We start from the raw sequence: 14,183 nt of genomic DNA on the forward strand, positions 1-14,183 counted from the left end.
TGGGAAGGTATGGAATGACAAACGAAGAACGCGATCTTATTGAAAAATTTATGGCCCGCGTTGGCGGGGCTGCCCAGAGCGGCTTTGGCAGCGCACCGGCAAACCAGCCCAACCTGCCCGCGATTGACCCACAGGCAGACCAGTTTATTGCGCAGGAATTCCAGAAATATCCAGAAGCCCGTTACCGCGTGACCCAGATGGCCGTGGTGCAGGAAGCTGCGTTGGTGCAGGCACAGAATCGGATTCAGCAGTTGCAGTTCCAGCTTCAGCAGGCGCAGGAAGCCCTGCAGGCTGCACAGCAGCAGAGCAATGCCGGGCAGCAGAAGTCCGGCGGATTTTTGGGTGGCCTGTTTGGTGGTGGGCAGGCGGCCCAGCCGCAGTCCGCCCAGCCGCAGTCTGCTCCGCCTCCGGGCTGGGGTGGGCGTCCGGCCATGCCACAGCAGTATCAGCCGCAGCCTATGCCGTATGGCATGCAGCCCTCCGCATTCTCGGGCGGGTCGGGTTTTCTGGGCAGTGCGCTTACAACAGCTACGGGTGTTGCAGGTGGCATGCTGGCGGCCAATGCGCTGACCAGCCTGTTTAGCGGCCATCATGATGGCGGTGTGGGGGAAAGTGGTGCGGCCGGTGCTACCACCAACGAAACCATTGTGAACAATTACGGCGATACAGGAGCTGATCCTTTTGCAGGTGCTGGCGTGCAGGCCGATCAGGGTTTTGATGCCGGTGGTGGCGACTGGGGCGGAGATGCAGGCGGAGACTGGGGTGGTGGCGACGATCAGAGCTTCTGATCTCCGGGTTTTCTAGTTGCAGAAATTAAAAAAAGGGTGGCGCGCAGGCGTCACCCTTTTTTGTGCATGCGGATGTGCAGATCGCCGATAACCTGTGCAGTTAGCGGGAAGTATTGGGCTGGGCCATGGATTGAATGAGGTCCAGCATTTTCTGTCGCAAGGCTTTGTCTGGAATCTGGTAATAGGCGCGGACCAGATCGAGTGTTTCTTTTCTGGCCAGCAGGTTCTGTTCGTCCGTCATGGCCTGTGCTGTGGGGGCAGGCAGAGCAGGCGCGGGTATGGGGGAGCCAAAGGATTTGCGTGTTTCGGCAAATCCTGTGTTGATCATGCTCGGCATTGCCGGGCTGGGCATATCATCAAAAAAGAAGCTGATCGGTACATCCAGCGCTGTTGCAATATCGTAAAGCCGGGAAGCTCCTACTCTGTTGGTGCCCCGTTCATATTTTTGAATCTGCTGGAAAGTAACCCCGAGTGCTTCGCCCAGTTTTTCCTGCGATAACCCCAGTAATGTCCTGCGTAGCCGAATACGCTTGCCAACATGGGCATCTATTGTTTCGGCATGGGTGGATATCGTGGAGGCTGGATCCGTCAAAGGCTCGGTTTTGCTCACGACTGGGTTTTTTCCCGCGGCTATAAAGGCTGGAACAAGATGACGGATAACATGTAATCTTAACGTTTCATAAAGGAAAATTGGAAACGTTCGAGAAAAACATGAAATAATGCCGCCATAACAATGCCTGCCTTTTTAAAACTGTGTTGTAATGTTGGGGGGACTGGTCGCTCGCTGGTGATTGCGACGGGGTAGGCAGGCCAATACTAGCACCACAACACATAGAGACAGTGGAATGGATTGCCCCATCCTGCCAAACAAGGTTGGCGGAAGTGAGGCAGGGAGTGCTACGGTCAGCATGCCTGCCTTGCCCCATTCCAGATGGTCCAGCATATGGCCCATACCATCATAAGCAGTGGAAATGCCGGTATTGGCGGCGCGGGCTACGGGAAGTCCTTCTTCCACCGCCCGCAAACGCACGGAGGAAAGGTGCTGGCGTGGGCCTGCGCTGTTTCCGAACCATGCATCGTTCGTCACGTTCGCCAGCCACTGGGGGCGGTCATGGGGGTTTACCACATCACCCGAAAAAATAACCTCGTAGCAGACAAGAGGACCAACAGGGGGGATATCAGGCAGATGCCATGTCTGCGGGCCAGGTCCTGCGATCATGCCGCCTTGCGGAACAATCTGTAGAGGAATGAAGGGGGGTTGATATTCACCAAACGGTACAAGCCGGGCTTTATCATAGATGGCCTGTATGCTGCCATCGGGTGCGAGCGCCATAACGGAGTTGCGGTAATGCCCGCTCTCATCCATACGGAGCGCGCCAATAATTCCCGCATCGGCTCCAGGTGCCCATTCCATAATGGCCTGTCGCGCACGGGGGCTGTCCTGCAACAGGTCGTAGCCGGGAAAAGCGGTTTCAGGCCAGAGAAACACAATGGGGTGGAAATGCTCACCCGGCTTGCGCTGCGCCTCCTGCAAGGCCTGTGCAGCCTGCACACCCTGAGCGGTCAGATGCAGGTAGCGCGTAAAAATATCACGCGGGCTTTGTCGACCTATCTTTTCGGCTTCAGGCACATTCCCCTGCACAATGACGGCAATGGGGCCCGGCGCGCCGGTTGGGTGAACAGTGTAAAGCCGCACAGTGCTTGCAGCACACCAGAGCAGCATACCTGCAATTGAGCCTGCAAAAACACGCCTGCGTACGGCAGATGGCAGGGGGGCACGGGCATGACGGACGCCAAGCAGCCGGTCGGTCCAGCGGATGAGTGGCGTTTGGTCCAGCAGGGACATCCCGCAGAGCAGGGCGAGCAGAACCAGAGCCAGGGTCAGGCCGTCCTCCCCTACCCATGCGGCTGGCTGGATCAGCAGCGTGCCCACAGGGCCGGGTATGGCAAGGCAGCTCCCTAATGCGTTCCATGTAAAACCGCTGAAGATGAAGGTACGCCCCATATCAAACAGGGTCCATAGGGCTGCAAAGGCGCTCAGGCGGCGTAATCCGGGGGGGAGCAGGGTGCATAATGCAGCCGGAACCGCCACCGTGGGGGCCAGAATGAGCGCGCATCCAAGGGAGGGGAACGGGACAAACCACCAGAATTCATCCGCCCGGATCAGTACGGCATTGACCAGCCAGTACAGACCGGCGGCATAAAAGCCGAACCCGAACAGGGCACCCGTCCATGCCGCGTGCCGCCAGTTCCGGGCGGTGTTAAGGCTTTGCCCAAGCAGACCGAAGCTCAGGAGGAGGACTGGCAGAATATGGAGTGGCGGTAGCGCCAGTGTGGATATGCCACCTAGCCCCAGCATAAAGACAACAAAACAAAGGGTTTCCCGTTTTGGATAAAAGCGGGAAAACACGTTTTTTGAGGGCATAGGGGTGCTCATGGCACAGGCAGGCTGCCCGCCTGCCTGATAAATCCGTTAAAGATCAGGATGACGGGCAGCTTGCCATATATGACCTAATCCAGCGCATCGCGCAGGCGGCGTTCGTAATGACGGTAATACTTGTCTGCCAGCAGTTCGCTCTTTACCAGAATGGCAACATCGGTGGTGTTAAACTGCGGGTCGATGACGGCACCATCTCCCACATAACCGCCTAGGCGCAGATACCCTTTGATAAGGGGCGGCAGCCCAACAAGGCAGCGGCGCACATTCAGCGTGTGTGGGTCCGTGCGCAGCATTTCCACCCGGCGGTTTTCCAGCGCACGCACGCGCAGGGCGGGGGGAGCCAGATGATTGTGGTACAGATAGGTCAGTTCATCTGCAATCTGGTCCGGGTCCGTGCAGGGCAGGCTGGCGCAGCCAAACAGCAGATCTATGCGGTGCAGGAAGATGTAGGACGCAATGCCGCGCCATAAAAGCTGCATGGCCGCCCGACCGCGGTAGTTCTTGTCTACACAGGAGCGTCCGACTTCCAGCAGGCGACCGGGGAATTCCTTGAGCGGAGTAATGTCGTATTCGTTGGAAGAATAGAAGCGCCCGATCTTCTGGGCGGCATCTCCCTGTACAAGGCGGTAGGTCCCCACAACGCCGCGTGCGTCCGAGGCAATGGCGTTGTCGATGACCAGAAGATGGTCGGCAACGCTGTCAAACTCGTCAATGTCGCGCTTCAGGCGTAGGGTTTCCGGGCTGGGGTGAGCACCCATTTCCTCATAAAAAACACGGTAGCGCAGAGCTTGTGCGGCATCGCGTTCCTCATCGGTTTCAGCAATACGGACACTCAGGCTGCCGCCATGCAGTTCGGGAAAGCGCGAACGGTCAAGATCGAGCGTTGAGAGCCCGCCTGTGGTTTGTGTGGAATTCATGTCTGCTCTCCCTTGCGGCGTGAGCGGGGCGTTGTTTTGCCCGAGGAAGCATTGGCTGCTGGGGGCTGGCGTTTTTTACCAAACAGTTCCAGCCGCATGGAGACAAACTCGAACCCAAGCCGGTCTGCCACCTTCTTCATGAAAGCTTCATGTTCGGGGTCTTCAAACTCGATCACTTTCCCGTTATCGACGTCGATCAGGTGGTAATGGTGCCGACCATGTTCTGTTGCTTCGTACCGAGCACGCCCACCGCCAAAGTCCCGGCGTTCCAGAATGCCTTTTTCCTCAAGCAGTCGCACCGTGCGATATACGGTGGCCACCGAAATGCGGGAGTCCAGCACAGCCGCACGGCGGTACAGTTCTTCCACATCCGGGTGATCGTCTGCTTCGGAAAGAACACGGGCGATAACGCGCCGTTGTCCGGTCATTTTCAGGCCGTGTTCGATACACAGCTGCTCAATCCGTGATTCTGCCGCTTGTACCTTCAAGGTCACAAACCCTGTCTCATGTTATCATCTCTGCGTTCATCATTCAGGTAGCCGAAGTCAGAGGTGTTTGTCCAATTTTACACGATCATACAGTTTTTTTATGGTGTGTATGCCTGTCTGTATGATGCTTGCCTGTTTTTTTTCCCCTCGGAAGAAGGAAAATCCGCGTGAATGAGACCCTGATCCCCGAACAGGAGGAGGCCGCCAGCGCCGTGGTTCTGGATATTACGGAGGAAAAATGCCCCATGACCTTCGTGCGCACCCGTCTGGCGCTGGATGGTCTGCCTTCCGGTGGTCTGCTGGTGGTGCGTCTTGTGGGGGAGGAGCCACACCGTAATGTCAGCCGTTCCGTGAGGGCGCTGGGGCATATCATTCTGGCAGATACACCCCAGCCCGACGGGAGTGTGGTGCTGACGATCCGCAAAAAAGAAGCCGCATCTGCTTCAGCCTGAAAAAGACAGACACTCAGCAGATGCGGCCTGCCTGAGCCGCAGGGCTCGGCCCTGTGGCTGGCCTAGTTGTTCATGGCTTCAAAGAAGTCATTGTTGGTTTTGCTGTATTTCAGCTTGTCGAGCAGGAAGTCCATGGCATCCATGGTGCCCATGGGTGCTAGAATCCGGCGCAGCACCCACATTTTGGACAGGGTGGCGCGGTCAACCAGCAGTTCTTCCTTACGTGTGCCGCTCTTGGTGATGTCAATGGCGGGGAAGGTGCGTTTGTCGGCCAGCTTGCGGTCAAGGATGAGTTCGGAGTTACCCGTGCCCTTGAACTCTTCAAAGATGACTTCGTCCATACGGCTGCCGGTATCAATCAGGGCGGTGGCGATAATGGTCAGGGAGCCGCCTTCCTCAATATTACGGGCCGCACCGAAGAAGCGCTTGGGCCGCTGCAGGGCATTGGCGTCCACACCACCGGTCAGCACCTTGCCCGATGAGGGTACAACCGTGTTATAGGCGCGCGCCAGACGGGTGATGGAGTCCAGCAGGATAACTACATCGCGCTTGTGCTCGACCAGCCGCTTGGCTTTTTCCAGCACCATTTCCGTTACCTGCACATGACGGTGTGCTGGTTCATCGAAGGTGGAGGAAATGACTTCGCCCCGGACGGAACGGGCCATGTCGGTCACTTCCTCGGGCCGTTCGTCAATCAGCAGGACGATCAGGAACACTTCGGGGTGATTGGCGCTGATGGAGGAGGCAATGCTCTGAAGCATGACCGTTTTGCCCGTGCGCGGCGGCGCCACGATCAGGGCGCGCTGGCCCATGCCAATGGGGGATACCAGATCGATCACCCGTGGGGTGAAGTCCTTCTGGGAGCCTTTTTTGTTTTTGTCGCCCTTGGGTTCTGGGGCGGTGGCCTGATTTTCCACTTCCATCTGCAGGCGGCGCTCGGGGTAGAGCGGGGTCAGGTTATCAAAATTGATCCGGTGGCGAACCGCATCGGGCGACTCAAAATTGATCGTGTTGATCTTGAGCATGGAGAAGTAGCGTTCGCCATCACGTGGGGCGCGAATCTGCCCTTCAACCGTGTCACCCGTACGCAGGCCAAAGCGACGGACCTGTGTGGGGGAGATATAAATATCATCCGGGCCGGGAAGGTAGTTGGATTCGGGCGCACGCAGGTATCCAAACCCGTCATGCATGATCTCTAGCGTGCCTTCGCCATAAATGGCCTGATCATTATCCGCCAGCGTTTTGAGGATGGCGAACATCATGTCCTGCTTGCGCAGGGAGGACGCGTTTTCGATATTCAGGTCTTCAGCGCAGGCCAGAAGGTCGGCTGGGGACTTGGCCTTGAGTTCCGCAAGATGCATCTAGTAAATGCCCTGACTGGCAAGAGAAGTTCAAAAGGGGAAGGTCCGGGTCGTTCCATGCTGCGACGGAGCCGGTCGGGAAGACCGGAAGCAGGCATGCCTGCCAAGGCAAGGCCGAGCTGGAAGGAACCTGACGGGAAGGAATACCGCTGGGCAGGTGAAGTCAGCCAGCGTCTGGAGCCGGATACTACTCGCGGCGGAATTGATCGTCAACACAGGAATGGGGCGGGCCTTTTGTGGCCGGGAGTTACTTGATGCCCCCCAGCCAGCCTTTTTTCCAGAACCACAGCAGGGGCAGTACAATGGTGGCCGCCATGAGCCCGAGCGAGTACCAGTAGCCAAAAGACCAGTTCAGCTCCGGCATGTATTTGAAATTCATACCGTAAATACCAGCAATCAGGGTTGGGGCTACCCCAATGAAGCTGACAACGGTCAGCACCTTCATGACCCCGTTCTGTTCGATGTTGATGAATCCCAGAGTGGCGTCCAGCAAAAATTCCACTTTGTCCTGTGACTGGGAAACATAGGCATCAAGCGAAGACAGATCATGGCTGACCGATGTAATGCGCGCGCGCAGAATGCCCGATAACACATAGGCGGCCGTTGTCTTGCTGTCTTCCCCCGGCGCTGCCGTGGCAAGTGGCGTGGAGGGGGGAGTGCGGGGCGTGAGGGCAAACCCTGTGGCCGGAATGGCAGATGCGGTTTTGCGGCTTTCGCCCAGAAACAGGGCAATGCGTTCCATGCCCAGCAGCGTGTCCCGCATGCGTGAGCACAGATTGCCCGCCTCTCCAACCCGCTGGAGCAGGTTGCGCTGCCACACGGCCACGTTGCGGATGGGGGGCTGTTGCGTGCGGGCCCGAAAAATATCGTGCGAGAGCGTGTCCAGCAGGTTGCCCATGCTTTCCAGAATATCGGCCAGCCGGTCCACAATGGCTTCGATCAGAGCCACCAGTATCTCGCCCGAATGGAGCAGGGCGTCGTGCTGGGGCGGGATCTCGGTTGGTGGTGGGGGCGCGCTTGGGCGTTCAGGTGCGGTGTGTGGCGGGGGCATGGCGGAGGTCATGCAGCCCGCTACAAGCTGGGCCACGCTCTCGAACGCCAGATAGAACTGGAAACGGATGGTGAAAAGCTGTTTTTCGGTCAGGATAAAACCCACTGGCATGGTCTGGAAATCCGACCCGCTCTTGCGTAGCAGGGGGGAAGACAGAAAAGCCGCGCCATTGCGGACACTGATACGTGATGAACTTTCGATCGCGCTCAGGTCTTCCAGTGAGGGAATGGGCTGGCCACAGAGTTTTTCCGCCAGAGCCAGTTCATGGGGAGTGGGGTTGAGGAGATCCAGCCAGACAGCATTTCTGGCATCGTCTTCCGTTTCAACGGCGCGAGCAGGCATACCGGGCCTGTGGGCCAGAAACATGTGATTCTCCCAGTCTGTGCCCTGTGGGCCTGTCTATCTGTATTGTCCGGTGCTGGCGGCTGCCTGTCCGGAGCATGCGTATGCCCAAGTATGACGCCTTTGTCGGGTTTATGGCAAGATGACCACGCGGGACCGTGCAATGCGGCGGCGCATCTGGTAAGCCATTTTGCCAGTTGAAAAGAGCAGAACACGCGCTGCCCCGGCAGGGCGCGGCATAGGGTTACAAGGAGCGGCAGAACGAGTGATGGCGAACCCGATCGAACACGGCGGCGCAGCGGCGCAGAGCAACTCCTTCAGGCAGCAGCCTGACGAGCACGGTCATTTTGGTGGCCGTTATGGTGGCCGCTTTGTGGCCGAAACGCTCATGCCGCTTATTCTGGAACTGAATGCGGCGTATGAGGTCGCAAAAGCTGATCCCGCCTTTCATAAGGAACTGGCGTATTACCAGACCGATTATATCGGTCGGCCCAGCCCGTTATGGTTCGCCCGTCGTATGACAGAAGCGTTCGGGGGTGCCAAAATCTACCTCAAGCGTGAGGAACTGAACCACACCGGTTCGCATAAGCTCAACAATGTTATGGGGCAGATTCTGCTTGCCCGTCGTATGGGCCGCACCCGTATTGTGGCAGAGACCGGGGCTGGCCAGCATGGTGTGGCTACCGCAACCGTATGCGCCCTGTTTGGCATGAAATGCGTGATCTACATGGGTGCTACCGATGTGGAGCGGCAAAAGCCCAACGTGTTCCGCATGCGCCTGCTGGGGGCGGAGGTTGTGCCGGTAACTGCCGGTGCGGGCACGCTCAAGGACGCCATGAACGAAGCCATGCGGGACTGGGTGGCCAATGTGGCCGACACCTATATGCTGATCGGCACCGTAGCTGGTCCGCACCCGTACCCCGCCATGGTGCGTGATTTCCAGAGCGTGATCGGGGAGGAAACAAGGGTGCAGATGCAGGCTGCCGAAGGCCGCCTGCCCGATGTGGTGGTCGCCGCCATTGGGGGTGGTTCCAATGCCATGGGGATTTTTTATCCGTTTCTGGATGATGTGTCCGTGCGCCTGATTGGAGTGGAAGCCGCAGGTCATGGGCTGGATAGCGGTAAAACCGCAGCCTCCATCGAGCGCGGTCGCCCTGGTGTGCTGCATGGCAACCGTACTTACCTGCTGCAAAACGCGGATGGCCAGATTGATGAGGCCCATTCCATCAGTGCCGGGCTGGACTACCCCGGTGTTGGCCCCGAACATTCCTGGCTGAACGATATCGGGCGTGCGGAATATGTGGGGGCGACCGATACCGAGGCGCTGGAAGCCTTCCAGCTGTGCACGAAGCTGGAAGGGATTATTCCCGCTCTCGAATCGGCGCATGCCATTGCCTATGCGGCCAGGATCGCCCCCACTTTATCCAAAGACACACTGCTGGTTGTGAACCTGTCCGGCCGTGGGGATAAGGATATCTTTACTGTTGCCGAACATCTGGGAGTCACGCTGTGAGCCGTATTGCTGCCCGTTTTAAAGCCCTTGCTGCCCAAGGCCGTGGTGCGCTCATCCCTTATCTGGAGGCATATGATCCGGACAGGGAAACCTCTCTGGAGCTGTTCCGCGCCATGCCAGCCGCTGGTGCCGACCTGATTGAGGTTGGTATGCCTTTTTCCGATCCGTCGGCCGATGGTCCGGTTATTCAGGCCGCTGCCCTGCGCGGGCTCAAGGCCGGTGCTACGCTGGTTGGTGTGCTGGATATGGTAGCCGAGTTCCGCAAGGGGGATGAGGAAACACCAGTGATTCTGATGGGGTACGTCAACCCGGTTGAATCCTATGGTTACGAACGATTCTGCAAAGATGCCGCCGCCGCAGGGGTGGATGGCCTTATTCTGGTCGATCTTCCACCCGAGGAAGGGGCGGTTATTGCCGCTCCCGCGCAGGCTGCGGGGCTGGATATTATTCGTCTGGTTGCGCCCACCACGCCGAATGCACGTCTGGAATACGTACTGGGGCATGCATCGGGCTTTGTGTACTATGTGAGCATTGTGGGCATTACGGGAACCCGCTCCGCCAGTGCGCATGACCTTGCTGGCGCCATTCCCCGCATACGTGCCGCCACAGACCTGCCCATAGCCATTGGCTTTGGTGTTCGCACGCCCGAACAGGCCGCGCAGGCGGCCAGCATTGCCGATGGTGCCGTTGTGGCTTCGGCCCTGCTGGCTACACTGGCGCAAACGCTGGATGAGCAGGGGCGTGCCACCCCCCAGACCCTGCCGCGCGTGCTTGAGCAGATACGCGGTCTGGCACAGGCAGTCCGTGCTGCGGGCCAGCAGCCGGAATGACATGCGGCCGTGACTGTCCATGACAGATAAGCAGCGTATTGTTGTTGTGGGCGGTGGTCCGGCAGGGCTTGCCGCAGCCGAATACCTCTCGGCAGCCGGGTTTGGCGTACGGGTCATGGAGCGTATGCCAAGCCTTGGCCGCAAGTTTCTTATGGCCGGGCGGGGAGGGCTGAATATTGCTCATTCTGAAGCGCCTGGGGCGGTGCTGGAACGGTATGGTCCCGCCAGTTCATGGCTACGGCCCGCGCTGGAGGCATGGACCACGCAGAACATCCGGGACTGGATGGCAGGGCTGGGGCAGGAGAGCTTTGTTGGCTCTTCTGGTCGGGTCTTTCCCGTGGGGATGAAGGCATCCCCCCTGCTGCGGGCATGGCTGGCCCGGCTGAATGCGGCTGGCGTGGCCTTCCAGACCCGTGCGGACTGGCAGGGTTGGGGGGCGCACGAGCTGCTTGTGTTTAGTGTGCAGCAAACCACGGATGGAGCGCTCCATAAGGCCGAACTGGCGGCGGATGCCGTCGTGCTGGCCCTTGGCGGGGCAAGCTGGCCACGGCTGGGCAGTTCTGGTGGCTGGGTGCCCCTGCTGCAACAGCGTGGAGTGGAGGTGGCCCCTCTGGAACCTGCCAATTGCGGATTTTGCACGCAATGGTCTGCCTTTTTTGCTGAGCGTTTTGCCGGAACGCCCCTTAAGCCTGTGGCGCTGACATTTGAAGGCAGGCGTGTGCGTGGTGAAATTGTGGTGACCCGCACAGGTGTGGAAGGGGGGGCGCTTTATGCCCTTTCCCGCACCGTGCGGCAGGCCATCATGGCGCAGGGGCAGGCAAGCGTGCTGTGTGACCTGCGCCCCGATCTGAGCGAGCAGGACCTGCTGGACAGGCTACGTGCCACCCGTATGCGGGAGAGCCAGAGCAACCGTTTGCGCAAGGCCATAAAGCTGGCCCCCGCAGCCATTGCATTGCTACGGGAGGCAACGGATACGCTGCCAGCAGACCCGCGCGCTCTGGCCACCCTGATCAAGGCTGTGCCGCTGACTTTTTACGCGCCAGAGCCGCTGGCCCGCGCCATTTCCACCGCCGGAGGGATTACGCGGGACGCGTGTGACGAATCCTTTATGCTCAGGGCGCGGCCCGGTGTGTTTGTTGCGGGCGAGATGCTGGATTGGGAGGCTCCGACCGGGGGCTACCTGCTTCATGCCTGCCTTGCTACCGGCCGGGCTGCGGCAAAGGGTGCGGAGGCATGGTTGCGCAGGGGTGGGGCAAGGCGGTATCCCCTTCAGCCATGAACAGCATGATTACAATGGGGGAGGTGCCGGGGGGTAGCCCGGCACAGATGGACCTTGGCGAACTTCTGGCTACGCGTCTGCTGGTTCAGGGGAACTCCGGATCGGGCAAGTCGCACCTTCTGCGGCGCTTGCTGGAGCAGTCCGCGCGTATGGTGCAGCAGGCCATTATTGACCCCGAGGGTGATTTTGTCAGTCTGGCTGAAAAATTCGGTCATCTGGTCATAGAGGGTGCCGATCATTCAGAAATGGCTCTGCACGCCGCAGGTGAGCGCATGCGTATGCACCGCGCCTCTGTTGTGCTGAATCTGGAAGGGCTGGATGCGGAGCAGCAGATGCGCTGGGCCGCGGCTTTTCTGGGCGGTATGTTCGAGGTGCCGCGCCAGCACTGGTATCCTGTTCTGGTGGTGGTGGACGAAGCCCAGCTTTTTGCGCCAGCCGCGGCAGGCGAAGTCTCGGACGAAGCCCGCCGGGCCTCCCTTGGCGCCATGACCAACCTGATGTGCCGTGGGCGCAAACGTGGCCTTGCCGGTATTATTGCCACGCAGCGTCTGGCCAAACTGGCCAAAAATGTCGCGGCGGAAGCCTCCAACTTTCTGATGGGTCGCACGTTTCTGGATATCGACATGGCGCGCGCTGCTGACCTGCTGGGCATGGAGCGCAGGCAGGCCGAAGCGTTCCGGGACCTCGCACGTGGCACATTTGTCGCCCTTGGTCCCGCACTCAGCCGCAGGCCGCTTTCGGTCCGTATTGGCGCGGTGGAAACCGAAAGCCGGTCGGCCGGGCCTGTGCTTGCCCCTTTCGAGCCGCCAACCGCTCCGGTGCATGAGCTTATTCTGGCCCCTGTGCCGGTGCATGACCTGCCCGCCCGCCAGCGCAAGGCGGCTCCGGCTCCTTCCGCCCCGGACCTGCTGACGCAGCTCGCTGCCCATGGAGAGGCACAGGCCAGTGTGCAGGCCGAGCAGGAGCAGGTGGAAGACACGCCAGAAACCCGGGCCGAGCGCGAAGCGCGTATGACTGCTATCCTGCGTGACATGATGGAGGATGAAGATTCGTCCTTCAGGCCCATACCCGTTCTGTATCAGGATTTTCTGGTGCGTTGCCGCATTGCCGGGCTGGGGCGTAATGCGCTGGATCTGCGGCGCTTCAACCGCGCACTGGCTACAGCCCGCAGCGGTGTAAGCGAAGATACCTCATCCTCCACGCAATGGCAGGAGGCCGAGCGCCGCGTATCATCTCTGCCAGAGGATTTGCAGGCGGTCTTTCTGTTTCTGGCCCGTGCGGCCATTGAGCGCACACCCTGCCCGTCCGATGCCCAGATAGCCAGAGTGTATGGGACGGTCTCCACAGGGCGTGCACGCCGCCTGCTGGCATGGCTGGAGGACCAGAATCTGCTCGTATTGCGGGCTGATGGCATGGGGCGGCGGGTGCTGACCTTTATAGGCACGGAGTGGGAAACACTGCCCGGTGTGGCCGATAGCTGACCAGTCCGCCCGTTTTGTGTGGGAAAAGGCGCAAAAGAACACACCCGCGGGCATGACGGGCGGAGCGGGGAGTGCTATAGCCCGAGGCATGACGGATGACCCGCCCTTTAGCCCGGCCCTGCTGCCTGCTGGCTTTGTAGATCTGCTCACCCCCGATGCCCGAACGGAAGCGCGGGGTGTGGCTACTCTTATGGATGTGTTTGCCTCCCACGGCTACGACAGCGTCCGCCCGCCTCTTATGGAGTTTGAGGAGACCTACCTTGCCGGTGCAGGGGTGGCTCTGGCGGAGCAGTGCTTCCGGGTCATGGACCCCGATACGCGGCGTATGATGGTGCTGCGCCCCGACATTACACCCCAGATTGCCCGTATGGCCGCGACTCGTGTTGCCGGGTTGCCACGCCCGCTCCGTGTTTCTTATGCCGGGCCGTGTGTTGTGGTAGCCCCCGTGGCGGCGGAGGAAAGCAGCCGCCAGATCATGCAGACCGGCATAGAGCTGATCGGCCCGGATTCCCCCGAAGCAGATGCCGAGGTCATGTCCATCGGCGCCGAAGCGCTCATGCGCCTGGGTGTGAAGGATGTGTCCTTCGACCTGACCATGCCGCCCTTCATTCCCGCCCTGCTGGAAGAGGCCGGTGTGCCCGCCGCCCAGCGTCCGGCCCTTATGCGTGCACTTGACCGCAAGGATGCCGCCGCCGTGGCCCAGCATGGGGGCGCATTGGCCGCTACGCTTATCGCTCTGCTGGATGCCACCGGAGCTGCCGAACATACGGTGGCGCAACTGGCGGAACTGACCCTGCCACCCAAGGCCCGCCTTGTTCTGGACCGGCTGATTGATACGGTTGCTGCCGTGCGTGAAATCTGCCCGGACCTGCGCATGACCGTGGACCCGGTGGAGTTTCGGGGCTGGAAGTACCATACCGGCGTATGCGTAACCCTGTTTGCCGTTGGCCGCTCGGAAGAACTGGGGCGTGGTGGACGTTATCTTTGCAACGATAACGAACCGGCCTGTGGGCTGACCCTGCGACCCGATGTGCTGTTCCGCATGATCCCCCCCACACCAGCCCGTGCGCGCGTGTATCTGGCGGCAGATGCCAGCAGGCAGGACGCTGCGGCCCTGCGGATGCAGGGCTACGCCACGGTGCGTGGCTGTGTTTGCGGCGCGGAGGCCGAGGCCGAGGCGCGGCATCTGGGGTGTGGCATTCTTCTTTCAGGCACCCGGCAGGTGGTTCTGACCTGAGGGC

At 60.0% G+C, this 14,183-nt stretch carries 13 protein-coding genes; 7 read left to right on the plus strand and 6 right to left on the minus strand.

The genetic code is table 11. From position 1 onward, the window contains the following. The first annotated feature begins 14 nt into the window (after positions 1-14). Positions 15-788, plus strand: a complete 774-nt coding sequence (locus PY793_RS06155; RefSeq protein ID WP_275177222.1) for a DUF2076 domain-containing protein — start codon at positions 15-17, stop codon at positions 786-788. Positions 789-888: 100 nt separating this feature from the next. Here PY793_RS06155 and PY793_RS06160 read toward each other — a convergent pair whose 3' ends face one another. The 4 genes from PY793_RS06160 to PY793_RS06175 form a co-directional block, all read right to left on the minus strand. Further along, positions 889-1,398, minus strand: a complete 510-nt coding sequence (locus tag PY793_RS06160; RefSeq protein ID WP_275177223.1) for a helix-turn-helix domain-containing protein — start codon at positions 1,396-1,398, stop codon at positions 889-891. A gap of 135 nt (positions 1,399-1,533) precedes the next feature. After that, entirely contained in the window at positions 1,534-3,213 is a 1,680-nt protein-coding gene (lnt, locus tag PY793_RS06165) for an apolipoprotein N-acyltransferase (protein WP_275177224.1), read from the minus strand. Positions 3,214-3,299: 86 nt separating this feature from the next. Next, positions 3,300-4,145: a GNAT family N-acetyltransferase gene (locus PY793_RS06170; protein WP_275177225.1), complete on the minus strand. Its 846-nt coding sequence runs from the start codon at positions 4,143-4,145 to the stop codon at positions 3,300-3,302. Then, positions 4,142-4,639: a Fur family transcriptional regulator gene (locus tag PY793_RS06175; RefSeq protein ID WP_275177226.1), complete on the minus strand. Its 498-nt coding sequence runs from the start codon at positions 4,637-4,639 to the stop codon at positions 4,142-4,144. The genes PY793_RS06170 and PY793_RS06175 overlap by 4 nt, the downstream gene beginning before the upstream one ends. A 161-nt stretch (positions 4,640-4,800) precedes the next feature. On the opposite strand from PY793_RS06175, the gene PY793_RS06180 reads away from it, so the two are divergent. Further along, complete coding sequence (locus PY793_RS06180) at positions 4,801-5,085, plus strand: sulfurtransferase TusA family protein (RefSeq protein WP_275177227.1); 285 nt, start codon at positions 4,801-4,803, stop codon at positions 5,083-5,085. A gap of 62 nt (positions 5,086-5,147) precedes the next feature. Here PY793_RS06180 and rho read toward each other — a convergent pair whose 3' ends face one another. Both rho and PY793_RS06190 read right to left on the minus strand, forming a co-directional pair. Then, positions 5,148-6,446, minus strand: coding sequence for a transcription termination factor Rho (gene rho / locus PY793_RS06185; protein ID WP_275177228.1), 1,299 nt, complete (start codon positions 6,444-6,446; stop codon positions 5,148-5,150). Positions 6,447-6,693: 247 nt separating this feature from the next. Then, on the minus strand, positions 6,694-7,839 hold the full coding sequence (locus PY793_RS06190; RefSeq protein WP_408744681.1) for a magnesium transporter CorA family protein: 1,146 nt from the start codon (positions 7,837-7,839) through the stop codon (positions 6,694-6,696). A gap of 268 nt (positions 7,840-8,107) precedes the next feature. Between PY793_RS06190 and trpB the strand changes: the two genes are divergently transcribed. The 5 genes from trpB to PY793_RS06215 are packed head-to-tail and all read left to right on the plus strand — an operon-like array spanning position 8,108 to position 14,179. Then, entirely contained in the window at positions 8,108-9,352 is a 1,245-nt protein-coding gene (trpB, locus tag PY793_RS06195; protein WP_275177343.1) for a tryptophan synthase subunit beta, read from the plus strand. Then, on the plus strand, positions 9,349-10,182 hold the full coding sequence (gene trpA, locus PY793_RS06200; RefSeq protein WP_275177230.1) for a tryptophan synthase subunit alpha: 834 nt from the start codon (positions 9,349-9,351) through the stop codon (positions 10,180-10,182). Before trpB ends, trpA begins: the two co-directional genes overlap by 4 nt. A gap of 19 nt (positions 10,183-10,201) precedes the next feature. Continuing rightward, positions 10,202-11,461 (plus strand): TIGR03862 family flavoprotein, encoded by a 1,260-nt coding sequence (locus PY793_RS06205; protein ID WP_275177231.1) that lies wholly within the window; start codon positions 10,202-10,204, stop codon positions 11,459-11,461. After that, positions 11,458-12,942, plus strand: a complete 1,485-nt coding sequence (locus tag PY793_RS06210; RefSeq protein WP_275177344.1) for an ATP-binding protein — start codon at positions 11,458-11,460, stop codon at positions 12,940-12,942. The genes PY793_RS06205 and PY793_RS06210 overlap by 4 nt, the downstream gene beginning before the upstream one ends. Before the next feature lie 52 nt (positions 12,943-12,994). Continuing rightward, positions 12,995-14,179 carry an ATP phosphoribosyltransferase regulatory subunit gene (locus PY793_RS06215; protein ID WP_275177345.1) on the plus strand — a complete coding sequence of 395 codons (1,185 nt, stop codon included), beginning with the start codon at positions 12,995-12,997 and terminating at the stop codon, positions 14,177-14,179. Positions 14,180-14,183 lie beyond the last annotated feature (4 nt).

Origin of the sequence: Acetobacter fabarum (assembly GCF_029069195.1) — a bacterium.
Classification (GTDB): Bacteria; Pseudomonadota; Alphaproteobacteria; order Acetobacterales; family Acetobacteraceae; genus Acetobacter; species Acetobacter fabarum_A.